The sequence below is a fragment of the Paenibacillus thermoaerophilus genome (assembly GCF_005938195.1).
GTDB classification, from domain to species: Bacteria; Bacillota; Bacilli; order Paenibacillales; family Reconciliibacillaceae; genus Paenibacillus_W; species Paenibacillus_W thermoaerophilus.
The window spans coordinates 1-25990 of record NZ_VCQZ01000009.1; the positions used below are offsets into that span (position 1 = coordinate 1).

Consider the following 25990-nt stretch of genomic DNA (forward strand, 5'->3'; position numbering starts at 1 on the left):
TAACCGCAAGCGGATCCACAGTGCATTGGGCTATTTATCGCCGGCTCAATTTAGTGAGCAATTTTCCAACCATAAGGCATCCTAAATTCTCTTAACATAGTGTCCACTTTCTTGACAGAGGTCCAAAGGGAAGCCGACCCGGCTGATTCGTGCGAAGCCGCTTATCAAGAACTTCACGTCGTATTCAGCCCCTCGACGGCAGGGGCTTTGAAGCGGGCGCTGCAGGGATCCGGATCGAACCGTAAAGCAGCGGTTGTGACCTTCGACGACATATTCTCCGTGGGGCCGTTAACGAGGCTGCATGAAGAAAGCGACAGGAAGAACAGACGGGAATGGTTATCGGATCACCTCAATCCCGGTCACGATGATGACTTGGAGGAGTACGGCGTCGACTTCGAGCAAGCGGTTAGAGAAATCCAAGATCGAAATGATGCCATCCCCATCACGATTTGGTATGGCGACAACGCCCATGAGCAAGCCGGTCTTCGTTTTGTGTTATTTTTATTGAGAAACAGCCGCAATCCCGTTAAGTTGATCGATGCAACAAAACGAACGGAACAAACATTCAACACGCGGAATACAAGAATAGATGATCGCCACACGGGAGAAATCTCCCCGAAAAAATGGGCGTTGCGATTAAATGAAGCTTCCAGCCTCAGAACATGCTCCCCGGAAGAAAAACGGCGACTGGCGGACGAATGGCTGCATCTGTCGGAGCAACCCAGCCTGCTAAGGGGATGGAAGGATTCGCGGTTTCTCCATATGGAGGAGGACGCGTTCGATTCCGATATCATCGATGCGCTCCGCGATCTGCAGCGCCGTAAAGGCCATGACGAGTACATACATGCGGCCCGGGTCATCGGCGAGGTGCTCGGACGCTTGGATCAATATGTCGGGGACGGTTATCTGGAGTACAGATTAAGAACGTTGATCTACAAGGGAGTCCTGGAAATAAAAGGGGTGCCGAGAGCGATGCGCTATTATCGGGTAAGGCTGAAGAATGCGAGGTAGAGGCCGATTCCGCGGGAATCGGTTTTTTTGTTGGGTTGACGCCTTAACGGAATGGGACCGGCTCCGACTCGCCGACTTTTATAAAATGATCTCTTGACATGGCGGATATTACTTATTAGGATGGATGTGTGGGTAATTGGGTGATCCAATTATGCCGAAGTTCGTACAGGGAAAGGTAATAACCAATGACCATTAAGAAAATCAAGTACCATCGTGTATATGAAGATGTGATCGAGCAGATCGAGAACCTGATTCTCGAGGGCAATCTTGCTCCTGGAGACGTGCTGCCTACGGAAAGGGAATTGGCCCAAGCGTTCGGAATCAGCCGGGGGACACTGCGGGAAGCTTTTCGCATTCTGGAACGAGAGGGCTTGATTGAGACGCGTCCCGGGGGCGGCCGATTCCTGAGTAAAAACCTCAACAAGGCGGAAGACAAAAGCCGGATCATTGAGAATATTGAAAGGGCTACCATTATCGAATTGCTGGAGGCGAGAGAGATTTTCGAGACCGGCATCGTGGAGCTGGCGGCGAAGCGGGCGACCGAACCAGATATACTTGAAATTGCAGCCGCATTGGAGAAGTGGGGCAAGATCGACAGCGACTCCGACGACCCGACCAGTCCCGATCAGGCGTTCCATCTCTCGATAGCCAAGGCGACTCACAATGTTGTTCTGGTCAACTTGATCGATCTTCATATGGATCTTCTGCAAAAAACGATGAGAAAGACGGTCGATATTCCCGGCCGCAAAGAAGAGGTGTACAAAGAACACTTCAACATTTTTCAGGCCATTAAAGAAAAAAATCCGGCCAAAGCCAGAGAGGCCATTCTTTATCACCTCCAGCAGGTGAAGCAGAACATTCAGTCGAGCAAGGTCGCGCCAAATGGACGATAATTGCGCGTCCATTTGGCCTAATTGGACCATCCAATTACCCAAATTTATTCGTATTTCGAGGAACGCAACCGTCGTTGCCCGATAAACACCATAGCAAACATACGTGAAGGTGTGTGGATCTTATGACAAGCACAAAGGAAGAGCTTAAAATATTGGCGCCCTGCGGGATGCTGGGTTACGGTTTTCCGAAGTCGTCGTTTATGAAAGGAATGGAATATCGTCCCGACGCTATCGTCGTCGATGCCGGTTCCACCGATGCCGGACCGCACAAATTAGGCGCCGGCACGGCGATTGTCAGCAAGCAAGCGTGCAAGAAGGATTTGGAGTTGATCGTCACGGCGGGAGTCGAAGCGGGCATTCCGGTCATCATCGGTTCGGCCGGGGGAAGCGGAGCGAAGGTCCATGTGGAGTGGACGCGGTCGATTATTATGGAGATTTTGCAGGAACATCAGATCCGCAATATCAAGATCGCCGTCATCTGGGCGGACATTCCCCTCGAGGTTGTGGAAGCCAAGCTGGCCGAGGGAAAATGCGAGCCTTTAGGGCTGTCGGTGAAACCGCTAACAAAAGAGCGGCTCTACGCCACCAGCGGCATCGTTGCCCAGATGGGCCACGAACCGATCATAAAAGCGCTGGAAGCGGAGGCGGACATTATCATTTGCGGGCGGGCGTACGATCCGTCGCCGTTTGCGGCTTTTGCCATATACCACGGATTTGACGCGGCTCTCGCGTATCATCTTGGCAAAATATTGGAATGTTCCGCGCTTTGCGCCGAACCGGGGACGACGAAAGACAGTATGCTAGGCATCCTTAAGAAAGACTCCTTTATCGTGAAACCGCTTAACGATCAGCGCAAATGCACGGCCGTTTCCGTTGCGGCGCACACCTTCTACGAGAAAGACCATCCGTACATCCTGCATGGTCCGGGCATGGTATTGAATCTGGAAAACTGCGTATTTACTGAACGGGGCGATGACAGCGTAGAGGTGCGAGGCAGCCGAATCGAAGTCACTCCCGTGTACAAAATTAAACTGGAGGGCGCAATGAAAGTGGCTTATCGCACGTTTGTCGTGGCAGGGGTGCGGGACCCGATGCTCATTGCCCGCATCGAAGAGGTGGAGGAGCTCGTCAAGCAGCAGGTCGCCGAATATTACAGCGAAGTTCCGCCCGAAGATTACAGCATTCATTTCATCAATTACGGGCTGAACGGCGTATTGGGCGAACTGGAACCGCACCGTGAGCCGGCGCACGAGCTCGGGGTCGTATTCGAGGTCATCGCCAAGACGCAGGAGCTCGCCAATGCGGTCTGCAGCTCGGTAAGATCCACCTTCCTGCATTACGGATACGAAGGAAGAAAATCGACGGCCGGCAATTTGGCTTTTCCGTTTGCTCCGAGCGATGTGCCGTTCGGACCGGTATACGAATTTTCGGTATATCACCTGATGGAAGTTGCGGACGGATTAGAGATGTTCCCAATCGAATATATAGAGGTGCGGTCATGAAGCTATACGATGCAGCGGCAGTGCTGCGAAGCAAAAACAGCGGACCTTTTGAAGTTACGGTGGACGTGCTTTTCGACAAACCCGAGATCTATTACAAGATCAAGAACTCCGGGGTCATCAACGAAGAACTCATATCCAGACTGTACCATATCGCGCCGAAAAGCATTACGCATATCGTCTTCTTTGACCAGGCGCTTGGCTTCAAAGTCACGTTCGCCAGGTCGGTTTCGTCCGGCACGTTCCTGGACCGGGACGTATACGGCGCCCAGCAGCACGCTCCGCTGATGGATTTGGAAATCGACCTGTGATTGGACGGATAGGGGGTGAACACATTGAACGCGAATTCCAGGCTTCGAAGAATGTGGGCCGATAAAGTGCTGTATGTCATGCTGATGCCGGCAGCCGCCTTTTTCGCCATCTTTCATGTTTGGCCGATTCTCGGGATGAGGCTGGCGTTTTACGAATACCGCATTCTCGGCGATCACGTCTATGTCGGATTCAAATATTTCAAGGAGTTGTTCGGCACGCCGATCTTCTCGCAGGTGCTTGCCAATACGCTTATCATCAGTGCGATGAAGATGTTCCTCATCTTCCCGCTGCCGATCCTGTTCGCCCTGATGCTCAACGAGTTCGTGAATGGGAAATTCCGCAAGGCGGTGCAAATTATCTCTTACTTGCCGCACTTCCTGTCGTGGGTCGTCATCGCGGGAATCTGGTTCGAGTTCTTGTCGAAGTCGAACGGGATCGTGAACGACGTCATCCGACTGTTCGGCTTCCCGGCTCACGACTTTCTGACGGATAAAGCCGCGATCAGGTGGGTGCTCGTGGCAAGCGAAGCGTGGCGCAATATCGGCTGGGACTCGATCATCTTCCTTGCGGCGATTCTGGGCATCAACAAAAGCCTGTACGAAGCCGCTTATGTGGACGGAGCGAATCGGTGGCAGATCGTTACGCGAATTATTTTGCCCCATCTGTACGTGCCGATGGTGACCGTCTTCATCTTGAATGTCGGTTTTATTATGAATGCCGGGCTCGACCAGGTGCTTAACTTCACCAATGCTTCGGTTAACAGCAAGGTCGATATCATCGATACGTACGTTTATCGCGTCGGTTTGATTAACGGTCAATATTCATTCGCCACGGCCGCTAATCTGTTCAAAAGTGTCATTGGGGTCATTCTCGTGCTGTCCACTCATTTCCTATCCAAAAAATTAACCTCTAAAGGCGCATGGTAATCTGCCAAGGAGAGGAGGCTTCAGTCGCATGGCAGGTCGGAATTTTACGGTATCCAAATTGATGATCGGGCTCATCCTTACGTTTATCTCGCTGACGATGCTCGTGCCGATCCTCAATTTGTTCGCCAAGGCGTTTTCGGATCCGGGCAAGGTGCATTTGCTGCATGGATACGACATATGGCCCAAAGGGTTCTCCATCGTCAACTTTCAAGTCGTGCTCGGCAATCCGATTATCGGCCGCGCGCTGTTCAATTCTTTATTCGTTACGGTCGTGGGCACAGCCTTGAGCATCTTCTTCACGACGATTACGGCATACGTGCTCACTAGGAAAAATCTGGTTGGAAAAACGCCGATCATGATCGTCCTGATCGTCATCATGATCTTCGAGCCCGGGATCGTGCAGGAATATATGGTCGTCAAGGACCTTAATCTGCTCGACAACCTATGGTCCATGGTCCTCTATCGTGTCATCAACGTGTATTACTTGATTATCATGATGCGGTTTATCGAGGAGATTCCCGACTCCTTGCTGGAAGCGGCGAAGATGGACGGGGCGGGGCATCTCACGATCTTTGCCCGGATCGTCCTCCCGCTCTCCCGAATACCGCTGCTTACGATCGGGATGTTCTACGCCGTCATGAAGTGGAACGAGTTTTTTAAATCCAGCATTTTCCTGTCCAGCCGGGACAATACTGTGCTGCAGGTGCTCCTCCGGCAGTTCGTCGTCGAAGGGGACAGCGCCACGTTAGTGGGGGCTGCCAATCTGTTGCAAAATAATCAGATCGCGCAGCTAGACTTCGGAGCTTTGAAAGCGGCAACAATTGTTGTTGCCATGGTACCGATTCTTATGCTCTATCCCATTATTCTGAAGTATTACACGAACGGAGTAATGGATGGCGGCATTAAAGAATAAACAAGCAAACACAACAAAGGGAGGAAGACAACCATGAGAAAAATAGGGTTCCCATTGGTTATGGCCGCTATGGTTGCGACGACAGCCTGCAGCACCGGCGACAACAAGCCGTCTGCGAGCACGACGCCTGCGTCAGCGGACCAGACGAACCAGCAGCCGGTTACGATTAGCATCGTAGCCAAGGATTTGCCGGTTGACGATCCCAACTCTCAGAAGTTCATCAAAGGCATTGAAGAGGGCATGAAAGCGGAAGGCAAGAACGTCAAGCTGCAGATCGTTCCCGTGCAAAGCGGCACCTACTCCGAGAAGCTTGGCCTGCTGCTGCAAAGCGGCAATATTCCGGATCTCATTTACTTCCAGGGCGGGGATTATAACTTCGCCATCACGCAGCAAATATTGGAGGACCTGACTCCTTACATCGAAAAATCGACGCATGTCAAAGCTTCGATGACCGAATTCAACAAAGAAAGATTGAAGAACTATCCGTACCTCGTATGGCTGGCGCCGATCAGCAGCAAGATTCCGGTCGTTCGCCAAGATTTGTTCAACAAAGCTCCGTCCGGCAAAACGCTGCTGTCCGATCCGACGATCGACAACTACTACACGTTCTTTAAGGAATTAAAAGAGAAGAGCGGCGCGAAATTCGCATACACGACAGCCGGCGATATCGATGAGCTTGACGTCGTGTTCGGACAGGCGTTCGGCCTGACCTCGACCTGGATCAAGGGGGCCGACGGCAAATATGTGTACAGCAAAACGACGCTGGCCGAGAAAGAAAAGCTCGAGTTCTATGCGAAGCTGTATAAGGAAGGCTTGCTTGATCCGGAGTACCTGACCAAGAAGTTCGACACCAAGGAGAAGGCGTTCTACGACGGTCAAGCGGGCGTCATCGCCGGTACTCAAGGCAAAGTCATCGACATTTACAATACGAAATCGGTCGGCCAGAACGGACCGGGCGCGAACATATTGCCTCTGCCGCCGGCCAAGGGCAAAGCGCAAGGCTACACGCCGGTCGACGTCAGCAAGGAAAGCCGCGGCTTCGCGATTGCCAAAACATCGAAGAACAAGGAAATGGCTTTTGCCGTATTGGAGTTCCTGGCGAGCCCGAAAGGCCAAATGCTGGATAAACTGGGTGTGGAAGGCGAAGAGTATCAAATTGTGAACGGCAAAATCAAACTCACGGACAAATTCGCGGCCTGGTATCCGCACTTTGTGGAAAACACCGTAAACTTCAAGCCGGACAAAGAATTTGATCCGTCCACGCCTTATCTCTCGGAGCCGGCGCTCAAGTCGCTGGAGATGTTCTCTTCCATGTCCACCAAGGATAACGCCTTCATCATGCCTGCCGAGCTGGCGGCGAAGTGGGATGCCGCTTCCGCGGTCTACAAAGAATTCGCGGCGGATATGGTCACCGGCAAAAAATCCGGCGCCGACTTTGACAAGTTCGTACAAGCCTGGAACGCAGCCGGCGGTAAAGACATTACGGATTATGCGAACAAGACGCTGAAATAACTTATTTAAGAACGAAATCGATTGTGGGGCGGGGGCGCCCCACAATCCTATGCTTACAAAGCGGCTTTCCTGCGGAAAGCTCTGAAGGGGAGCGCTATGCGATGATTTCTTTTGCCGATCGGGTGAAAGGCGCCATATTCGGTACGGCTTACGGCGACGCCATGGGTGCTGTTGTCGAGAAGCTGACGTATCGGGAGATTAAGGAGAAATACGGCCGAGTCGAAACCGTGATGACGAAATGGTGGAAAGCGGACTTGCCCGAAGCCGCGAGACAGGGAAGAAGAAGAGGTTGGGGCATCGTCACCGACGATACGCTGATGACGCTCGCGCTGATGAATGTATACGTGACCGAACGGCGTCATCTGGATGCTTATGACCTTGCCAACGAATTTGTGAAAGAAATTGCGTTCCGGCCGAAGTATATTCCGGAGCTGGATCAAGAGACGGTACTGATGGACCGTTTGTTTTATCCGGAGAAGCATATTTTCAACCGTCACGTCCTGGCGAATTGCGAGCCGCGGGAAGGCGGCTACGGCAATATGGTCAATTGCGGCGCGGCGATGTACATGGCTCCTGTCGGCATCGTGAATGCTTGCAATCCGAAGGGAGCTTACGACGAGGCGATTCTGTTCGCATCCGGTCATCAAGTCAGCTACGGGCTGGAGGCGGCCGGGGTAATGGCATGCTGCGTAGCCAAGGCGTTTGAGCCGGGCGCAACGGTGGAGGATATCGTAAGTACGGCCCTGCAATATGCCAAGGACGGAACGAAGGGCGCGATTCATGACCTGTGCGAGACGGCGGCGGCGCTAAAAGACCGGAAAGATGACCGGGATGAGGTCGTTCGCCGGTTCCATGCGGCAATAAGCCGGTATTCGCCGATGGGCGACGACGTGAATCGGCGCATCGACAAAGTGGGCCTTCCGTCGAACCACTACACGCCAAGCCGGCTGTTCTCCATTGAGGAGCTGCCGCTGGCCCTCGCTTACATCGTGCTTCATGACGGAAATTTCCGGGAGGCCGTCAAAGACGGAGTGAGCTCCGGCCGCGATACGGATTCCATCGGCGTCATGATCGGCGCGATTCTGGGAGCCATGCACGGCATCGCGGCGATCCCGGCTGAGGAAATCGCCATACTGGAACAAGTCAACCGGCAAAACATCGAGCAGCATTGCCGGCAATTCGCCGAAACGGCGGCGTTTATCATCCAGCAAGACCTGGATATGCACACCAAGAGAATGCAGCAGCTTCATTCGATGATGTAAAGGCGGTGTACCGATTGATCCCTTCGAATTATTTGGAGAAAGTATACGCGGGCTACTTGGGCATGAACATCGGCATCCGGCTAGGCGCTCCGGTCGAGCCGACGATCTGGACCTACGAGCGAATCAAAAATACGTACGGGGAAATTACGAACTACGTCAAGGAATACAAAAATTTTGCGGCGGACGACGACGCGAACGGTCCGTACTATTTTCTCCGGGCGCTTTATGACGACGCCAAGGACCGCGATATCACGCCGAACGACGTCGCCCGCGCTTGGCTTAACTATACCCGCGAAGGCATCGGCATGTTCTGGTGGGGCGGCTACGGCGTCAGCACGGAGCATACGGCCTATATCAATTTGAAGAGAGGGATTCCGGCTCCGCGATCCGGGTCCATCGAACAGAACGGGAAAATTATCGCCGAACAAATCGGCGGGCAAATCTTTATCGACACGTGGGGCTTGGTGAATCCGTGCAACCCTAAGAAAGCCGCCGATTTCGGGGAGGCTGCGGCCCGCGTGTCCCATGACGGCGAAGGCGTGCTCGGCGCCAGATTTTTCTGCGCGGCGATCGCCAAGGCGTTCGAGACGAGCGACGTTCGCGAGATTATTGAAGCGGGGCTCGGTCAAATACCGGCCGATTCTTTATATGCGCGAGTAGCGAGAGCGGTGCTGGAATTTCACGCGCAGCACCCGGACGACTTCCGGGCGTGCCGCGACATGCTCGAAAGAGATTGGGGCTACGACAAGTATAGAGGCGTCTGCCACATTATTCCGAATGCGGGCGTCTGCATTCTGGCGATGATTTACGGTCAGGGCGATTTCAACCGGACGGTTGAAATTGCGACCATGTGCGGCTGGGATACCGATTGCAACGCAGGCAACGTCGGCACCGTACTCGGCGTGGCATGCGGATTGGAAGGGATTGCGGACAAATATCGCAAGCCGATCAATGATTCCATCGTCATGTCGGGCATATCGGGCTATTTGAACATCCTGGACATTCCGACGTACGCCAAGGAGCTTGCGATTCTGGGCTACCGGCTGGCGGGCGAAGCCTGCCCTCAGGAGTTGTTGGACAGCTTTAAGGAAGGCGAGATTTACTTCGATTTCGAGCTCCCGGGTTCCACGCATAATATTCGCGTCTCCGATCCGTTCTTCTGCCGGACCCGCCATTCCACGGAGAAAGCGTTCCGCGGAACCGGCTCGCTGGAGGTGTTGTTCGATCGGATGACCCGCGGCGAGCAATCGAAAATTTACTACAAGCCGTTCTATACGAGAGACGACTTCAGCGACGAGCGGTACTCGCCGACCTTCGCTCCTAAAGCGTACTCGGGACAGAAGGTGTCCATGAAGATCTATCTCGATCAGTGGGGCGGCAACGAAACGATGGGCATTGCGCCTTACGTCCGACTGACCAAGAGCAAGAAGGAACTGGTGCAAGGCTATATCAAGCTGATGGACCAACAATGGCTCGATGTGGAGTTCGAGATTCCCGACACCGAAGGCGAGCTGATCGATGAAGTCGGCATCGTGCTTGAGGCCTATTCGACGCGCAAGCCGAAAAGTCTGGGGCGCATCTTCATTGACGAATTCAGAATTTACGGCAAGGCCAACTATAGCATCGACTTCAGGAAGCAAGCGATGAGTTTCGGCTGCGTGACGCCGTTCTCCCACAATCACGGAGCCTGGAGCATCGAAGACGGGGCCATGTACCTGATGACCGCGGAACCGAGCGAAGCATATACGGGCAACTACTTCGCCAAAGATTATTCGGTTTCGCTGCAGCTCAACCCGCAAAGCGGCTATTCGCATATGGTGGCCGTCCGCGCCCAAGGTGCGATGCGCGGGTATCATGCGGGCTTTGACGGAGAGAACCAAGTATCCTTGTATATCAATGATTTCGGTTTTAAAAAGCTGGCAAGCTGCAGCTACGAGTGGCGGTTCAATCAAAACTATGTATTTCAGTTGACCGTACAAGGGAATACCATTACGCTGTATATTGACGGAAACCAAGTTTTGCGGCATCAGGACGACACGTTCGGTTACGGCATGTACGGCGTGAGCACGCTCGATGCCGCCCGGGCTTATTTCTCCAATATCCGTTTTGTCGAGCTTTGAGCAGAGGAAAGGACAAATCCATGAGTGAAATTATCGTCGCAGGAAGCATCAATATGGACATCGTGAACCATGTCGATCAATTTGCGCTGCCCGGACAGACGATCCAGGGGAAGCTGACGGAATTTTTTCCCGGCGGCAAAGGCGCGAACCAAGCGGTAGCCGCGGCCAAATCCGGGGCGAGCGTCAGGATGATCGGCGCGGTCGGCCGTGACCCGTTCGGCGAGGAGCTGATCTCGTCCCTCAGACAGGCAGGAGTGTCCACGGATCAGGTGGTGAAGAAGGAAGGCGCCTCGGGGATGGCGTTTATCACCGTAAACGCACAAGGCGAAAATGAGATTATTTTATCGCAAGGCGCAAACGGCAAGCTTACCGCGAGCGACATACCCGACCTCTCGGCTTATTCGCATGTTCATGCGGTACTGCTGCAAAACGAAATCCCTTGGCCCGTCACTCGGCACGTCATTCTGGAGGCGAGGAGACACCGCATTCCCGTTATCTTTAATCCCGCGCCAGCGATGCCTGTGTCCGATGACGATCTGGCCCTCATCGACACCCTTGTGCTTAATGAGACGGAAGCGGAATGCATTGCGGGAGAATCGGCGGAGCCGCCGGAAAAAGCGGCGAGGTTCTTCATCGGCCGCGGCGTTCGGGAAGTGCTGCTCACCTTGGGCGAACGAGGGTGCTTCTATGCGAATCGCGATGGCGACGAAATAGCCGTGAGCGCTTATCCCGTCCAAGCCGTCGATACGACGGCCGCAGGCGATACGTTTATCGGCGCGTTTGCCGCCGCCCGTGCGGAAGGGATGCCGGTTCGGGAAGGTCTGCGCTTCGCATCCGCGGCTGCGGCATTGTCCGTGATCAGGCGGGGCGCGCAAGCTTCCATTCCCGCCAAGGCGGAAATCCTCCGGTTTATGAACGAAGCGGGCCGTTAATGGGCCCGCTGACCGATTCGATTACGCCTTGCAAAACGGGAAAAACCTGTTGACAGCGGGATTATTCCAGTGATATGATTAACGCCAATCATAAAATAAATAGTAATCACATAGGATTTATGCGTCTACCAGACAGCCGGAGATGAAATCCCTTTGAACGCAGGAAGGGGTCATCTCCTTTTTTGTGTTTGGAGATGGAAAAAACATGTTGGGGGGGAATTTGATGTCAACACGGAATGTGAAGATCACCATTATTGCAGGTAGTCCGAACAAGGTGTCCAGATTAAACGGACTAACCCAATTCGTCGAGGAGAATTTGCGGGCCTCGGGGAACGTTCAAGTGAACTGGGTTCGGGCAGTCGAGCTGCCTCCGGAAGATTTGATTTACGCCAGATTCGACAGCCCGGATGTGCGCGAAGCAAACGGCAAGGTGGAAGAAGCCGATGCGGTGGTCGTCGCCAGTCCGGTCTATAAGGCCTCATATACGGGAGTCTTGAAGACGTACCTCGATCTGCTGCCGCAGAAGGCGCTGGAGGGCAAGATCGTGCTTCCGTTGTTCATCGGCGGCACGATCTCCCATCTGCTCGCAATCGATTATGCGCTGAAGCCGGTTTTGGCCGCTTTAGGCGCCAGGCATGTGCTGGGCGGCGTATTCGCGGTTGACGGTTGGGTGACGAAATCCGATCAGGGCGGGTACGAATTGACGGAGGAATTGAAGGCTCGTCTGGAAGACTCGGTTGCCGAGCTGATTCGGGAGATCGCATGGCGAGTCCGGAGAACCGAGGAGCCGGCAGGGGAAGCGGTCAAATGAAAGGGAATCGGTAACGGCGGCCCTGCTGGGGATATCGTTGATCGCGTTGGGCGTCTTTTTCCCGGTGTACCTGAACTTGTTGTCCGGCATACAAAGCATGGACCGGAAGCTGTTGGAGGTGGGCTGGGTTCACGGCTGCCGCGGAGTCAAGCTCATTTGGCATTTTTTCCTGCCGGCGGCGTTGCCTTCTTTTTTTGGTCGGCCGCTAACCAAGTTAGGCTGCGCTGAGGGCTGTTTGCCGTTACCGGCAAACGGAGGCCGAAAACGGGCACGGCACGCGCATCTTACAAAATCCGGCAAAGGTTTTATACAGCGTTAATCTTTCGTTGATATGCAGTTGACAATCGGAGAGTAGGATAAACCTAACGAAGGAGGGACATTCATAGCTGCCGTCGTCACAGTTCATTTCGGCCGGCCTCTCGATGACGGTTGCAGGAAGGCTTACACGAACCGGGGGCAAAATTCGTACAGCCTCGGACAGCGGCGCGGATTACATATGGATGGCGACTAAATGCGGACGGGTGGAGACGATGAGAAAACCCAAAAGCACACACTGATTGCCAAACGACTTTTGGTTCTATTGGGGTGTTTTGCTTTTCGGTCGTTTTCCCGCGTCTTTTTGTTTTATCAGGCCGGCTTCGCCATGTAAAAAAGAAGGGAGTTGGATTGAACATGAATATGAAAAAATGGACAACAGCCGTGATAACCGGAACGGTTGCGGTCAGCCTGACCGCATGCGGGGGAGGAACCGGCGCATCCGGATCAGGGGCGTCGGAGACGGCCGATCCGGGACTGAAAAACGACACGACGCCCGTGACCATTCAGTATTGGCATTCCCATGCCGAAGCGCAGATGTCCGGTCTCAACGATATGATCGAGGCGTTTAAAAAGAAATATCCGCACATTACGGTTGAGCCCGTATTCCAGGGCGCCTATACGGACCTGCACAAAAAGCTGCAGGCGGCCGTCGCGGCCGGCGACGTGCCGGCGGTCACCAACGTGGAGGTGTCGGCGCTGCCCAACTTTGCGGACAGCGGCGTGTTCGCCGATCTGACGCCGTGGATCAAGCGCGATCAGGTGGATCTGAACGACTTCTCCAAGGGGATGCTTCAGGCTTATGCATACAACGGCAAGCAATACGGCTTCCCGCTGATCGTCAGCACCAGCGTGTTCGTATACAACAAAACGCTGCTGGACGAGCTGGGGGTACAGCCGCCGCAAACATGGGACGAGATCGATGCCTTTAACGCGAAGGTGACGAAGAAGGAGAACGGCAAGACGATCCGCTATGCGTTCTCCGTCCCCGGATGGGACACCTGGTATTACGACCCGTGGCTCGTGAACGGCGGCGGAAGCATTTTGACGGCGGACGGGAAGAAGGCTGCCGTCGATACGCCGGATTCGCTGCGTTATATCCAAAACTTCCAAAAGTGGAAGAATGAAGGGCATATGCATATCGGGTACGGCAAGGGCGCCTCGGACAACATGCGGCAGATGTTCCTGAAGGGAGAAATCGCCATGGTGCAGCACACTTCGGCTATGCTGAAGATGTACCGCGAGAATGCGAATTTCGAGGTCGGCGTCTCCTTCCTGCCGGGGGACAAGCAGCGTACGTCCAACATTGGCGGAGCGGGCATCGTGATGATGGAAGGCGCCAAGGACTTGGAGAAGGAAGCGGCCTGGAAGTTTATCGAATTCATGACCTCCTCCGAGCGCAACATCAAGTGGGCCGAATCGGTCGGTTACCTGCCTACGCGCAAGTCGGCGATCAACTCGGCCGAAGGCAGCGAATACTTCAAAAGATGGCCGCAATACAAGGCGGTGTTCGATAACTTCGACAGCGTCACCCCGCGCCTGCAGCATCCGGCTTATCCGGAATTCAGCAAGCACTACATGGAAGTGATGGGGGAACTTGCCCTCAACAATCAGGACCCGGTTCCTCTGATGAAAGAAGCGGCCAAGAAAATGAACGAAGTACTGGCGGATTACGAGTAATGGAAGTTGGGTACGAACATGAGCGCTCCTAATATATCGGGGCAGGAGGCGGCGCCCGTAAGGACGGCCGCTTCCGCCCGTCGCTATTCGGTTCGCCGCGCGGCGGAGGCTTGCAAAGATTTCGGCTTCGTGCTGCCGGCCATCGCGTTTCTGGTTGTGTTCTTGTATTATCCGCTCGCGTATTCCGTTTACATCAGCCTGACGAACTGGAACATGACGCGGCCGGTCAAGAAATTCGTCGGGCTGGACAATTATACGCGATTGCTGGCCAGCGAGGAATTTTATCAATCGCTCAAGGTGACGATGCTCTATACGGGGATGGACGTGGCGTTCACCTTGGGCTTCGGCCTGCTGCTGGCCTTGCTGTTTAATGTGGCGAATTCCCGGTTTTACGCGTTTATGCGCGGCGTTATTTTTCTGCCTTACTATGTCTCTATGGTTATCGCGGCAATGGTGTTCATCTGGATCTACAACAATCAGTACGGGCTCTTGAACTACGTCTTCGGCTGGCTGGGAATGGAGCCGGTCAACTGGCTGGTCGACAAGAACACGGTGCTGCCCGCGCTTGTCGCCGTCTCCGTATGGAAGGGCGCGGGGTTCGCGATGATTTTGTTTATTGCCGGTATGCGCAGTATTCCGGTCGAATATTACGAGGCCGCGGAGATCGACGGCGCCAATCGGATTCATTCCTTTTGGCATGTTACGCTGCCGTTGTTGTCGCCGATGATTCTGTTTCTTGTGATAACGACGTTTATCTCCTCTATGCAGGTGTTCCAGTCGATCGACGTAATGACGAACGGCGGTCCGCTGCAAGCCTCGAATGCGCTGGTGTACTGGATCTATACGATGGCGTTCGGGGAATTCAAGACCGGCCGCGCGTCGGCGCTTGTGATCATATTGTTTGTCCTGATTTTGTTGCTGACCTTGCTGCAATGGGCGATTGGCCGGAGGAAGGTGCATTATGAAGGGTAATCCGATATCCGGACGACGAGGGAAGCGGATCAAGGCTGCTGTCAGGGCTGCCGCAGCGGTGGTTTTTACGGCGATTATGTTTTTTCCGGTCTATTGGCTTGTGATCAGCTCATTCAAAACCCAATTTGAGATGCGGTCCGCTATTCCCAGTCTGTGGCCGAATTCGTTTCAATGGGAGAATTATGCGGAGGCGTTCCGGGTCATACCGTATGCCCGATTTTTCGGAAATACCCTGGTGATGTCGCTCGGTCTGATCGCGCTGCAGCTAAATGTCGCGCTGATGGCGGCGTACGGTTTTGCGAAGGGGCGGTTTTGGGGAAAGGATGCTCTTTTCTTTCTGGTCCTGGCGGCGCTCATCATTCCGGAACAGGTGACGTTCGTTCCCGTATACGTGATGATGTCCAAACTGGGCTGGCTCAATACCTTCTGGGCCCTGATCGTCCCTCACGGCGCGTCGGCGTTCGGCATATTCCTGCTGAGGCAGGCGTTTAAGTCGCTGAACAACGATGTGCTGGAGGCGGCCCGTGTGGACGGAGCGGGACGGTTCGGCATGCTGTACCGCATTCTGCTGCCGATGGCGCTCCCGACCGTCGTGACGCTAGTCGTTCTGATCTTCATCTCCGGCTGGAACTCTTACTTCTGGCCGCTGATTATGACCAATACAAACGATATGCGGGTATTGACCGTCGGGATCGCCATGCTGCGCGATTCCATCGCGGGCAATGAAGCGATGCACTTTCATATCATAATGGCGGCCAGCGTCATGGCCATCATCCCGATCGTCATCGTATATGCGCTGGTTCAAAAGCATATTGTAGCGGCCATGGCCCATTCGACTTTCAAATAAGGGCCCGCCGGATCGCTTTTGATTGAAACGCTCGGTCGAACACGGCTGAGCGTTTTCTCGTTTTCCATTGCGCGAGGGTACCGTGTGTTCCGCTGCGACCGGATTCGTCATGCGGCGGTTGACGCATTCGGCATGATGCAGCCGCTCGACCCGGGAAAAGTCCGCCTAGACAGGCGAGAGGCGGCCGAACCGAAGAAGCCCGTTCATTACCAATGATGGACACAAAGCTGCTCAGGTTCCCGACATTCTTGGGCACACCATAAAAAAAACCTTTTACACAAAGCTATCTTGATCTTAACTCTGTGTAAAGAGGTTTGATGTACTTACGCTTTCCTTTATTCTGTAACAAATTTATTCATCATGCTCACCATCGTTATGTTCGCCACCGTCATGCTCAAGCTCCACTTTTATTATTTTTCCGCTGAAAAATTTGATTTTAAGCTCTAATTCTTTTAGGCTGTCTTTATCCACATTCAAAGCCGATAATATCTTATCGACAATTTCTTCTTTGTCCATATTTTCGGAAATGCCCGTATCGGTTATCAATTTTTCAATGACTTCAGCGGCTTTCTGACCTTCCAGATTTTTCTTATCTTTTTTGGACGCTATTTTCAGTTCAGCCTCAATACGGCTGTCTTTGTTTTTGTATTCCAGTTCTATTTTCCCTTTGCCGGACAGCTTCGCTTCCAGTTCAAATTGACGTATTTTTACTTCGGATGTCGCCGTTGGAGTGTCCTCTTCTTCCTGCTGTTCATCATTTTCATTCTCATCTTTCTGGTCCACCAAAACGGCTTCTTTCACCGTTTGACCCAGTACGAGCAAGTGAACATAATCGTTTACAGCCAGCTGATCGGCGCGGATAAATTTGTTATGGTATTCGACAAGAAGCTCGGAAGAAATGCCATAGGTTAACGAATTCTGGTCATCCATTGAAATGGTAATTTCGCCATTCACAGAACCGTAAACGCTATCGGTTACTGTATCCGAACTGTAGACGCCGTCGGTTACGCTGTAGAATCGAATATTTTTAACAACTCCGCTTACTTTAACAGCGCCGGCATTTTCGAGCAATCCCTCGTCGGTTCTGTCCAGCAGTGCCGCCATCTCGGCGCGGGTTACATTTTTATTCGGTTGAAAGGAGCCGTCCGGATAGCCGCTTACGATTCCCTTCTCCATGGCTACATTAACGTAACCAATGGAACCGGCGGGGATTTCATCCGCATCGATGAAATTGGGAACTTTGGTCATCTCTTGAAGCGCTTTTTCCTTCAAACCGAGAGACTTCACGAGCAGACTCGCTATCCATACCCGGCTTGCAGGTTTGTCTGGTTGAATCGTGTCCTCCGAAGCATCGAAAAGACCGTTTTCCAGGGCAACAATAATATAACCTTTAGCCCACGGGAACTTCTTATCTATCACTTCGGCATCTTTAAAATGGAGCTTGGTATCCGGCAATTTGGCCTTGGCTTCGTTTTCGAGCCCCAATAACCGGACAGCTGTCACAATCGCCTCAACCCGTGTTACCGGCTGATTCGGCCTGAACGTGCCGTCTTCGAAGCCTTGAACCACATTTTTTAATTTCATTTTGGCAATGTATGCGGAGGCCCATTCCGCTTCCTGAATATCATTAAATTCCAAAACAATTTGTACTCTCCCGTCTTCCGAAACGACTGTTCTAGCTTTGCTTGCTGCCGACGTTAATCCGGAAAAGCCAAACAGCAGGTTGCAGACTAACATCAAACATAGCAAGTTCCTTATCGCTTTCAACTTAATCCTCTCCTTTTAAAACTTCATCTTCGTATTATTATTTTTTAAGATCTGGATCCGAAATCAGGGCGCGTATTGTTTGTAAGGAAACCCCGGTTTCCCGCTGTACTTCTATTAAAGTTGCACGCGGGTTTTTAGCCAAATAGGCTTTGATATTCTTGACTTCCTCCTGCTGCCGCTTCAGACAATCGTTGCATAGATGACTTGGTTTCTCAAGCATCAACCTCCCGCAATTCAAACAATTAATTAATGCCATTCTTCACCTCTAATTTCATTTCCTTCAGCTCCCGATGGACTATTACGTCAAACGGGATCGTTTTATGGGGGTTCCGAATATATTTTTTTTATTCATCGTCATCTTTATTGCTTTCTTTTTCCTTTTCCTGTTTTTCTTCCTCGCCGTTTGCGAAGTTCGTCAGTTCGAATTCCAACGTTTCACCATTTGAGAACTCGATCTCTATCTCCATCTCTATCCACTGATCCTCTCGGAAATTCAACACAGACGAAATCTGTTTGGCAAGAGTAAGTTTGTTCATTTTCTCTACAAGCCTCAGCTTCTGTATAACGCCATTAAGATATTGGATCGCTTGCTCGCCTTGCAGCCGTTCCTTGCCCTGAGACGTTTCTTTTTCCCCTTCGGCAGTGATGCGACCTTCTTCGTTTTTATACTCCAGTTTGATTTTTTGTTCTTGATCAAGTGTTACTCTTAATTCAAATTCACGAACATTTGCTTTTTCCTGTTCGGAAGGTGAATTCTCCATTTCCTGGGCGTTCGGTTTAGGGTGAGACTTTTCCATGTATCCGGTTGCCGGGAGATTTTCATTGCCGTCTTTTGTGACTCTCTGCGTCGCTTCGGTTTGTTCGTTTTGTCCGTTTTGTTCATTAGGCAACACGGAAGTAGGGGCCGTTTGAACCGGCTGCACTGCATACGGCGTGTTATAGGAAGGCTTCGCTTCATGCGCTGAGCCGTTACGGAAAATTTCTTCCGTTATCTGATTACCGGTTGCATCCATGTTTTCAGAAGGTTTTTCAAAAAACTGTTCCGGGTCAATTCCCGCACGGATAAACGACGAGGTGATCGAATGCGAACGTAACTGCTCAACGTCCAGTTCAATCCCTATTTGTTTGGCCCGCTCATATACCATGTACTTGTTCAAAGTCAATCCCGCTTTTTTGGCTTGTTCCATTTGCTGTTCATTCGCGTCGAACTTTTCGAATCTGTAATCTCGACTCTCTGAGATAATCTTATTGACATCCACGTCAAAGGAAGACGGGCCAAAATCGACGACGGATACCCAGATCCACCTTTTATCGGCTTGAATGCCTAAATAACCTTGTTCTTCTGCTTTGTTGATGATGATTCGGGCGGCTGCATAAAATTCCTTTCCTATCAATTGCTGATCAGGCACAATCCAATTGGCATCATCGTTCACTAAGACGGCTTTCTTGATCTTTCCCTTACGGTCAACGAAAAGTTCGAAGCCCGGGTTAATATCGATCGCAACCAGAGCCACGGGTTGAGCCGGAATTTCAATAAACGTAAACAGCATGGTAATGCCGCACAGCAACAATAATGTGGCCGCAAGGAACCTGTATTTTTGCAACCTCTGCCACCGGCTGCGTTTAATGGTAATTTCCGCAGCGGGTACGGGGATGGCATCTCCCAATTTCGGCATGACAGGAGGGTGGGGCAAATTGCGGAACTTCCCATCTTCACAGAGGACGACGATACATTGTTCGGTTATTTTCATGACGATACCATGCATCATCATCACTCTCCTATCTCCGAAAATGAGACCTTATTACGAATGTGGACAAACTCATCACAGGAAAAAATCAAGATCAGGGCAATTAAATATTTCCGGTTCCTTTCCAACGTCTTTTTGCTAACCCCCGCATACTGCGTCATCTCTTTCAACGGAAGATGTTTCGTTCTCTCCAAATAAAGTTTCATCTCGGGATTTTCGCAAAAACGCTTGGCAATTCGAATGAGTTGTTTCCTGGCATCTTGATGGCTTGGGGAACATTTCTCCAGTTCCTCAAGACGGATGCCGTACTCCTGTAGCCGTTCATCGTACAAGATCAGTTCTTGGGTCAGCGTAGCGGCGGATTCTTGCTGCGCATATATTTCCAGGGAGCTGGAGATTTCACTGGCAGTGAATTCAAACCCGTCATAGCTGTTCAACACCAAGCTTTCGAACTTGGAGATTTTGCCGTTTTTGCGAAATTCGTCGATGAGCCGGCGTCGTATCATCATAAAGGCAAAATTATCGAAAGTTTTCCCATGCGACGAGTCGTAATGGTTGATGGCCTCATTGAAAGCAATCAAACCGATGCTCGCCTCGTCATCATTCCATTCGACTTTGCGTTTGCAAACATGACGGAGGGCGCGGAGAATAAAGGGTCGATACTGTTCGATCAACCACTCCCGGTTTCTGCTGTTTCCTTTGCGGATATCCAATAAAATATCTTCGATGGATCTGTCCATGAATTTGCATCACTTCCTAGTTCGACGCAGGCTCTCCGCTTATGGGAAATAAATATCCTTGTCGCAGTTATGGAACCTTTTATGTACTATGTATATCGACACGATTCGGCAATTTCTTAAAATTGAATCGGAAGTAATTGGCGTTGTTACTATCAGGTTAAATAACGAACCAAAGCGCATTGTGCACCAGTGGACAGGGACGACCATAAGCCGGTTGATAGGGGCTAGCGCGCAGAAAGAACAGGCCGTAAGGTTGGTTGAGCTTGCGTTTTCAAAAAGAATGGAGTGGCACCCGCAAGGCTTTCTGGATTCTTCTATAAGAACAAGGGTATAATTGAATGAAGATAACAATTTCCTAAAATACCCAAAAAGGCGAGAGGGTGCTTCCTGATGAAAGAATTCCTTGATAAACGTGACCGCAAAGCCAACCGCTTGATCAACGAAAAATCTCCTTACCTGCTGCAGCATGCCTACAATCCGGTGGATTGGTATCCCTGGGGAGAAGAAGCGTTCCAGAAAGCGGCAAGGGAGAGCAAGCCGGTATTCCTGTCCATCGGCTATTCGTAGCCCTGCGGGGCGCGAAAATGAGGTAACAGTATGCCGACATGCCATTGGTGCCATGTTATGGAGCGCGAATCATTTGAGGACGAAGATGTCGCGGCCATCCTGAACGAGCATTACGTATCCATCAAGGTCGACCGCGAGGAACGGCCGGACATCGACCATCTGTATATGACGGTGTGCCAGGCGATGACAGGGCAGGGGGGCTGGCCGCTCACGATCGTCATGACGCCGGACCGGAAGCCGTTTTTCGCCGGCACGTATTATCCCAAGCACCGGCGGTACGGCCGCTACGGATTGATGGATCTGCTTCCTTCGCTGGCGGAGAAGTGGAAGGAAGATCCGGAGCGCATCGTCCGAATCGGCGACGAGATCGTCAAGGAAGTGCGCGGCCGGTCGCTGTCGGCGCTGTCCGGCGAGCTGACGGACGAGCTGGCCGATCAGGCAGTCGAGCAGTATTTAAGCCGGAATGACGAGGTATACGGCGGTTTCGGCGGCGCGCCGAAGTTTCCGACGCCTCATAACCTGCTGTTCCTGATGCGCCAGTACCACCGGACGAAGGACGCCAAAATCCTGGAAGCCGTTGAACGGACGCTGGAAGCGATGTACCGGGGCGGTCTGTACGATCATATCGGGTTCGGCTTCGCCCGGTACTCCACCGACGAGCGCTGGCTTGTGCCGCATTTCGAGAAAATGCTCTATGACAACGCCCTGCTGGCCTACGCCTATCTGGAAGCGCACCAACTGACGGGCAAGCCGCTGTACCGGTCGGTGGCGGAGGGCATTTTCGCCTACGTGAAGCGGGAGATGACTCACCCCGAGGGCGGCTTCTATTCCGCGGAGGACGCGGACTCGGAGGGTGTCGAGGGCAAGTTCTACGTCTGGACGCCGGATGAGATCGAAGACGTGCTGGGGGCCGAGGACGCCGTTCTGGCGATGCGGGCCTGGGACATTACGGCGGAGGGCAACTTCGAAGGCCGGTCCATCCCGAATCTGATCGAATTCGACCGCGCGGCCTTGGCGGCGGAGTTCGGCTTGTCTGAGCTTGAGCTTGCCGAGAAACTCGATGCGATCCGGGAAAAATTGTTCCGGGCGCGGGAGCGGCGGGTTCATCCGCATAAGGACGATAAAATCCTGACCGCCTGGAACGGGCTTATGATCGCAGCCTTCGCCAAAGGCGGCGCCGTGCTGGGCGATGCGGAGCTGGTCGGGCGCGCGGAGCTGGCGGCGGCTTTTGTCGCGGACCGGCTGACCCGCCCGAACGGACGCCTGCTCGTGCGGTACAGGGACGGGGAAGCGGCGGTTCCCGGCTTTATCGACGATTACGCGTTTATGCTGTGGGGGCTGACGGAGCTGATCGAAGCGACGGGCTCGGCCCGGTGGTACGATTGGGCGGTTCGGCTGGCGGACGATATGCTGAGACTGTTCCGGGACGAGAACGATGGCGGATTCTTCTTCAGCGGAACGGACGCGGAAGAGCTGCTGTACCGCAATAAGGAGACGTACGACGGCGCGACGCCCTCCGGCAACGGAGTGGCGGCATGGATATTGGCGAGGCTCGGCCGCATGTCGGGACGAACCGAATGGGCGGAAGCCGCCGAGCAGGTGACCCGCGCGTTCGCCGGCGCTTACCGCCGTTACCCGACCGGGCACGCGATGGGGCTGATGGCCGTCGATTATATGCGCCATCCGGGTCCGGAGATCGTATGCGCGTACGGCCGGCCCGATCCGGAGTCGGAGGCGATCGGCGACGCGCTGCGCCATCTGTATAGCCCGAACGCCATCCGTCTGTCTTTCCCCGCTTCGGGGCCAGAGTCCGATATTAGAGACCGCCTCCCCTGGCTGGCGGACAAACGGCCGCTCGACGGGCGCACGACGGTGTATGTATGCCGGGATTTCGCCTGTATGGCTCCGGCGAGAGACGCTGGGATGCTTCGGGAGCAACTGCGGTAGATTAAATGGTGTATAATGTAAATTCGGCGGTAACGCACGCCGTTTCGATAATAAACTTCATAAAAATTTACACGGTATGACAGGATTATATTGGTTGGTGTCGAATAAAGAGATTATCATCTAAGAAATGGGGCCAAGAACATGATCTCTTTAACAGACGCGAAACGGAAAAAGCAATTGCAATACATCGGCTTGTCCGAGACGGATTTGGCTTTGCTCAAAAGCCACGAAGCGGATTTTAAACAGATTGTCCGTCAACTGGTGGATGAGCTGTACGATCGGCTGATGAAAGAACCCGAACTGGCGGAGATTATCAACCGTTACAGTACTCTCGAGAGGCTGAAGCAGACGCAGGAATGGTATTTCCTCTCGCTGGCCTCGGGCGTCATCGACGACGAATATATCGCGAAACGCTTGTATGTCGGCAAAGTACATTCCAAGATCGGGCTGACGACCGACTGGTATCTCGGCACCTACATGCTGTATCTCGATCTGGCGACGGCCCACTTCGGAAAACTCCGTTCCGGCGATTGGTCGAAGCTGATCTGGTCGCTGTCGAAAATGTTTAATCTCGACTCGCAGCTCGTTCTCGAAGCGTACGAACAGGACGAGAAGGCGAAAATCGAGAAGCTGGTGGACCGCCAGAGCGATCTGCTGATGGGCATCAGCACGGCGGTGCAAGACTTGGCTGCGATGATGATGGAGCTGTCCGGCAGCAGCGAAGCCGTCGCGGAGGCGGCGATCCGCACGGCGGAAGCCCAGGAAAAAACGCATGAGCAAGTGATAGGGCTGAACGTCGAAATTCAGGATATCCAAGGAATCGGAACGATGATGAAGGAGTTCTCCGACCAGACGCACCTGCTCGGCTTGAACGCGGCCATCGAAGCCGCGCGGGCGGGAGAGAACGGCCGCGGCTTCGAGGTGGTCGCGAACGAAGTGCGCAAGCTCGCGTCCAACTCGAAGGAAGCGCTTGAACAGATTCACAACAAGCTCTTGAACATCCGGAAGGTGCTGGATACCGTAAGGTCCGAATCCGAGCGGACGTCCGATTATGCCCGCACGCAGGCTGCAAGCGCGGAAGAACTGGCGTCCTTCGTGAAGATGATCGAGAAGGTGACAAGCGAGCTGGAAGAGCTCAAGGACCGCGAATTCGTTATCTCTTGAGCTGCTGCGGCCAAGAGAAAACCCGCAGATTGCCGGAAGGACCGGCCGATCTGCGGGTTTTTGCATGGGCGGGATTTTATTTTTCCTGAACGATAAGCTCCCATAAGTCCTTGTTGTCGTACCCGAGCCGCCATGCCGCCACGCCGGCCAGCTCGTATTTTTTCGCCAGCTCCAGGCGTTTCTCCACGGTGGTTTTGTCCTCCAGCCAGAACACGTAGTTGTAGCCGCCTTCGGAATATTCGATGCGGTATTGGCCGTATTGCGGGTCCCACGTGGACACCGCGTTTTTGGCCGCGATCAGCGCGGGCAAGTCCTTCATCAGCAGCGCGCGGTTGGAGACGAGATTGCCGGCGGCGTCTTTTTTCCATTCGCGCACGTAGAACGGGATGCCCAGCATCAGCTTGTCGCGGGGAATGCCGTAGGACAGAAACTCCTGGATGCCTTCTTCGGCCCAGGCCAAGCCGGACACGGACCCCGCTGTCGGACTGCTGGAGTAATGCTGGTCGTAGGCCATGATGATGATCGTATCGGCGTAGTCTTTGAGCTTCGCGTGGTCGAACGCGGTCAGGTGATTCCATTTCAGGCTGCCTCTCGGCAGATCGATCGACAGATGCAGGTTGTGCTCGTGCATCGCGGCCGACAGCTTGCGCACGAACTCGGTGAAGTTGGCGCGGTCGGAGCCGGCGATGTTCTCGAAGTCGAGGTTCAAGCCGTCGACCCTCAGTTCCGCCGCCCGTTTGACCAGCGCCGAGATGAACCGGTCCTGCGCCGCCGGGTCCGCGAGAAACTGCGTCGTCATCGCCTTGTCGAACTGGTTATGCACAAGCGGATGCACCTGATAGCCTTGGTCGCGCAGCCATTTCACCGTCTCCGCCGACGAGTCGTCCTTCAGCGCGCCGGAGGCGTCCGCCAGTTGGAACCAGGTCGGCGAATCCGCGTCCAGCCCCATCGTGCCGGTTACGTGCGAGCGGATCGTCTGCGCGGCCGAAGAGCCGTTCCAGCCCCAGACCTTCAGCTTGCGCCAGTTGTCCCACAAGACCGCTCCGACCGGCGTGCGGATGGAGGAGTTGCTGTATAACTTCGCGTAGGCGAGCGCTTCCGGGATCGTGCGGAACGCGCCGATTTTGTTGTCCCCCTGGTAGACGCTGAAGGACGGCTCGTTGGTCCAGATGGGGCGTCCGTTCATCTCGATCGTGGCGTTGGCCCACAGCTTGGCGTATCCGATCGCCTCGTCCAGCGAGATAAACGATTTTAATTCGACGCCGTTCTGGAAGACGACATACGGACGCGGATTCGCATATACGGTCTTGCCCGTCCGGGTGTCGACGACGACGGAGTTGGCCCATTTCAGCGCTTCCTCCACCGCGTCTCCCAAGTAGCCGAACCGCCATTCGGCCGGAGCGTACGAGCCCTGCGACACCTGGTATGTATTGCCCCGGGCGCGGTCGGCGGCTTTGTCGCTTTCGGTCACGTTGTCCCAGACCCAACCGTTCGTCGAGTTGTCGATGATATGCGATCCGGCCCATTTGCGCGCTTCCGCGATGGCGGCGTCAAGCGTCTTGAATTCCCATTGGTCGAGCGTGATATCTCCCTGATACACGCGATATGTACGCCGGGGGTAGTTGTCCCACACCCAGCCGCTTCCCTGCAGGTCGCGGACGCTGGCATGGCTCCATTTGCGCGCTTCCGCGATCGCGGCGTCAAGCGTGGCGAACTGCCAGTCAGGCAGCGTGACGTCGTACTGGTACACGCGGTAGCGGGGAACGTTGTTCCAGATCCATTCCCGGGTGCCGATCCGCTCGACATAGCTGTTCGAGAACCATTTCGCGTAGCTGATCGCCGCGTTTGCGTCCGAAAATTCCTTCAGCGCCTTGTTGTACTGGTAGACCCGGTAGCGGGTCGTCTGGTCGGCCGTTGCCGCCTGGGCGGTTGCGGGGGCATGCGTCCACGGGGCAAGCGCATCCAGCGGGACGCCGATCAGCCCGGCAGCCAAAACCGCGGCGGCGATCTGTTTGATCCGTCTGTTCTTCATTCGTCCTCTCCTTCTTTTGC

General features: G+C 53.6%; 20 protein-coding genes and 1 pseudogene. 17 read left to right on the forward strand and 4 right to left on the reverse strand.

Features of this window, described 5'->3' with window-relative positions; all coding sequences use genetic code 11:
* Nucleotides 1-111 precede the first annotated feature (111 nt).
* The 15 genes from FE781_RS07825 (at nt 112) to FE781_RS07895 (ending at nt 16005) form a co-directional block, all read left to right on the forward strand.
* Nucleotides 112-1011 carry a DUF1835 domain-containing protein gene (locus FE781_RS07825; protein WP_170209457.1) on the forward strand — a complete coding sequence of 300 codons (900 nt, stop codon included), beginning with the start codon at nt 112-114 and terminating at the stop codon, nt 1009-1011.
* Nucleotides 1012-1196: 185 nt separating this feature from the next.
* Nucleotides 1197-1904 (forward strand): FadR/GntR family transcriptional regulator, encoded by a 708-nt coding sequence (locus tag FE781_RS07830; protein WP_138789067.1) that lies wholly within the window; start codon nt 1197-1199, stop codon nt 1902-1904.
* Between the two features lie 122 nt (nt 1905-2026).
* Nucleotides 2027-3406: an acyclic terpene utilization AtuA family protein gene (locus FE781_RS07835; protein ID WP_138789068.1), complete on the forward strand. Its 1380-nt coding sequence runs from the start codon at nt 2027-2029 to the stop codon at nt 3404-3406.
* A complete protein-coding gene (locus FE781_RS07840) occupies nt 3403-3714 on the forward strand; it encodes a DUF4387 domain-containing protein (protein WP_138789069.1) in 312 nt (103 codons plus the stop codon). The genes FE781_RS07835 and FE781_RS07840 overlap by 4 nt, the downstream gene beginning before the upstream one ends.
* A 24-nt stretch (nt 3715-3738) precedes the next feature.
* A complete protein-coding gene (locus FE781_RS07845) occupies nt 3739-4641 on the forward strand; it encodes an ABC transporter permease (protein WP_211346332.1) in 903 nt (300 codons plus the stop codon).
* A gap of 28 nt (nt 4642-4669) precedes the next feature.
* Nucleotides 4670-5554 (forward strand): carbohydrate ABC transporter permease, encoded by an 885-nt coding sequence (locus FE781_RS07850; protein WP_138789070.1) that lies wholly within the window; start codon nt 4670-4672, stop codon nt 5552-5554.
* Between the two features lie 33 nt (nt 5555-5587).
* Entirely contained in the window at nt 5588-7066 is a 1479-nt protein-coding gene (locus FE781_RS07855) for an extracellular solute-binding protein (RefSeq protein ID WP_138789071.1), read from the forward strand.
* A gap of 101 nt (nt 7067-7167) precedes the next feature.
* Complete coding sequence (locus FE781_RS07860) at nt 7168-8328, forward strand: ADP-ribosylglycohydrolase family protein (RefSeq protein ID WP_138789072.1); 1161 nt, start codon at nt 7168-7170, stop codon at nt 8326-8328.
* 14 nt (nt 8329-8342) lie between these two features.
* The gene (locus FE781_RS07865; RefSeq protein ID WP_211346333.1) at nt 8343-10448 is read left to right on the forward strand and encodes an ADP-ribosylglycohydrolase family protein; all 2106 of its coding nucleotides are present in this window, start codon (nt 8343-8345) and stop codon (nt 10446-10448) included.
* 20 nt (nt 10449-10468) lie between these two features.
* Nucleotides 10469-11380, forward strand: coding sequence for a ribokinase (rbsK, locus tag FE781_RS07870; protein ID WP_138789073.1), 912 nt, complete (start codon nt 10469-10471; stop codon nt 11378-11380).
* 223 nt (nt 11381-11603) lie between these two features.
* A complete protein-coding gene (gene ssuE, locus FE781_RS07875) occupies nt 11604-12191 on the forward strand; it encodes an NADPH-dependent FMN reductase (RefSeq protein WP_138789074.1) in 588 nt (195 codons plus the stop codon).
* Between the two features lie 31 nt (nt 12192-12222).
* A complete protein-coding gene (locus tag FE781_RS07880) occupies nt 12223-12510 on the forward strand; it encodes an ABC transporter permease subunit (RefSeq protein WP_281281882.1) in 288 nt (95 codons plus the stop codon).
* A 353-nt stretch (nt 12511-12863) separates the two neighbouring features.
* Nucleotides 12864-14186, forward strand: a complete 1323-nt coding sequence (locus FE781_RS07885; protein WP_138789075.1) for an ABC transporter substrate-binding protein — start codon at nt 12864-12866, stop codon at nt 14184-14186.
* Between the two features lie 18 nt (nt 14187-14204).
* Entirely contained in the window at nt 14205-15158 is a 954-nt protein-coding gene (locus tag FE781_RS07890; protein WP_138789076.1) for a carbohydrate ABC transporter permease, read from the forward strand.
* Between the two features lie 76 nt (nt 15159-15234).
* Nucleotides 15235-16005, forward strand: a complete 771-nt coding sequence (locus FE781_RS07895; RefSeq protein WP_379253092.1) for a carbohydrate ABC transporter permease — start codon at nt 15235-15237, stop codon at nt 16003-16005.
* Between the two features lie 351 nt (nt 16006-16356).
* Here the strand turns inward: FE781_RS07895 and FE781_RS07900 are convergent, their stop codons facing one another.
* The 3 genes from FE781_RS07900 to sigI form a co-directional block, all read right to left on the reverse strand.
* Nucleotides 16357-17772 carry an S-layer homology domain-containing protein gene (locus tag FE781_RS07900; protein ID WP_170209458.1) on the reverse strand — a complete coding sequence of 472 codons (1416 nt, stop codon included), beginning with the start codon at nt 17770-17772 and terminating at the stop codon, nt 16357-16359.
* Between the two features lie 344 nt (nt 17773-18116).
* On the reverse strand, nt 18117-19538 hold the full coding sequence (locus FE781_RS07910) for an anti-sigma-I factor RsgI family protein (RefSeq protein ID WP_170209459.1): 1422 nt from the start codon (nt 19536-19538) through the stop codon (nt 18117-18119).
* A 5-nt stretch (nt 19539-19543) separates the two neighbouring features.
* Nucleotides 19544-20260: an RNA polymerase sigma-I factor gene (gene sigI, locus FE781_RS07915; protein ID WP_138789081.1), complete on the reverse strand. Its 717-nt coding sequence runs from the start codon at nt 20258-20260 to the stop codon at nt 19544-19546.
* Nucleotides 20261-20650: 390 nt separating this feature from the next.
* Between sigI and FE781_RS07925 the strand changes: the two are divergent.
* Together FE781_RS07925 and FE781_RS07930 are read left to right on the forward strand one after the other, a co-directional pair.
* A pseudogene (locus FE781_RS07925) lies at nt 20651-22774 on the forward strand (thioredoxin domain-containing protein).
* A gap of 141 nt (nt 22775-22915) precedes the next feature.
* A complete protein-coding gene (locus FE781_RS07930) occupies nt 22916-23938 on the forward strand; it encodes a globin-coupled sensor protein (RefSeq protein ID WP_138789083.1) in 1023 nt (340 codons plus the stop codon).
* Nucleotides 23939-24014: 76 nt separating this feature from the next.
* On the opposite strand, the gene FE781_RS07935 is transcribed toward FE781_RS07930, so the two are convergent.
* Nucleotides 24015-25970 (reverse strand): glycosyl hydrolase family 18 protein, encoded by a 1956-nt coding sequence (locus tag FE781_RS07935; RefSeq protein WP_138789084.1) that lies wholly within the window; start codon nt 25968-25970, stop codon nt 24015-24017.
* Nucleotides 25971-25990 lie beyond the last annotated feature (20 nt).

Coding starts and splice junctions, on each gene's coding strand:
- FE781_RS07830 (WP_138789067.1), top strand. CDS start 1,197: ATGACCATTAAGAAAATCAAGTACCATCGTGTATATGAAGATGTGATC.
- FE781_RS07835 (WP_138789068.1), top strand. CDS start 2,027: ATGACAAGCACAAAGGAAGAGCTTAAAATATTGGCGCCCTGCGGGATG.
- FE781_RS07840 (WP_138789069.1), top strand. CDS start 3,403: ATGAAGCTATACGATGCAGCGGCAGTGCTGCGAAGCAAAAACAGCGGA.
- FE781_RS07850 (WP_138789070.1), top strand. CDS start 4,670: ATGGCAGGTCGGAATTTTACGGTATCCAAATTGATGATCGGGCTCATC.
- FE781_RS07855 (WP_138789071.1), top strand. CDS start 5,588: ATGAGAAAAATAGGGTTCCCATTGGTTATGGCCGCTATGGTTGCGACG.
- FE781_RS07860 (WP_138789072.1), top strand. CDS start 7,168: ATGATTTCTTTTGCCGATCGGGTGAAAGGCGCCATATTCGGTACGGCT.
- rbsK (WP_138789073.1), top strand. CDS start 10,469: ATGAGTGAAATTATCGTCGCAGGAAGCATCAATATGGACATCGTGAAC.
- ssuE (WP_138789074.1), top strand. CDS start 11,604: ATGTCAACACGGAATGTGAAGATCACCATTATTGCAGGTAGTCCGAAC.
- FE781_RS07885 (WP_138789075.1), top strand. CDS start 12,864: ATGAATATGAAAAAATGGACAACAGCCGTGATAACCGGAACGGTTGCG.
- FE781_RS07890 (WP_138789076.1), top strand. CDS start 14,205: ATGAGCGCTCCTAATATATCGGGGCAGGAGGCGGCGCCCGTAAGGACG.
- FE781_RS07895 (WP_379253092.1), top strand. CDS start 15,235: ATGTTTTTTCCGGTCTATTGGCTTGTGATCAGCTCATTCAAAACCCAA.
- FE781_RS07910 (WP_170209459.1), bottom strand. CDS start 19,538: ATGCATGGTATCGTCATGAAAATAACCGAACAATGTATCGTCGTCCTC.
- sigI (WP_138789081.1), bottom strand. CDS start 20,260: ATGGACAGATCCATCGAAGATATTTTATTGGATATCCGCAAAGGAAAC.
- FE781_RS07930 (WP_138789083.1), top strand. CDS start 22,916: ATGATCTCTTTAACAGACGCGAAACGGAAAAAGCAATTGCAATACATC.
- FE781_RS07935 (WP_138789084.1), bottom strand. CDS start 25,970: ATGAAGAACAGACGGATCAAACAGATCGCCGCCGCGGTTTTGGCTGCC.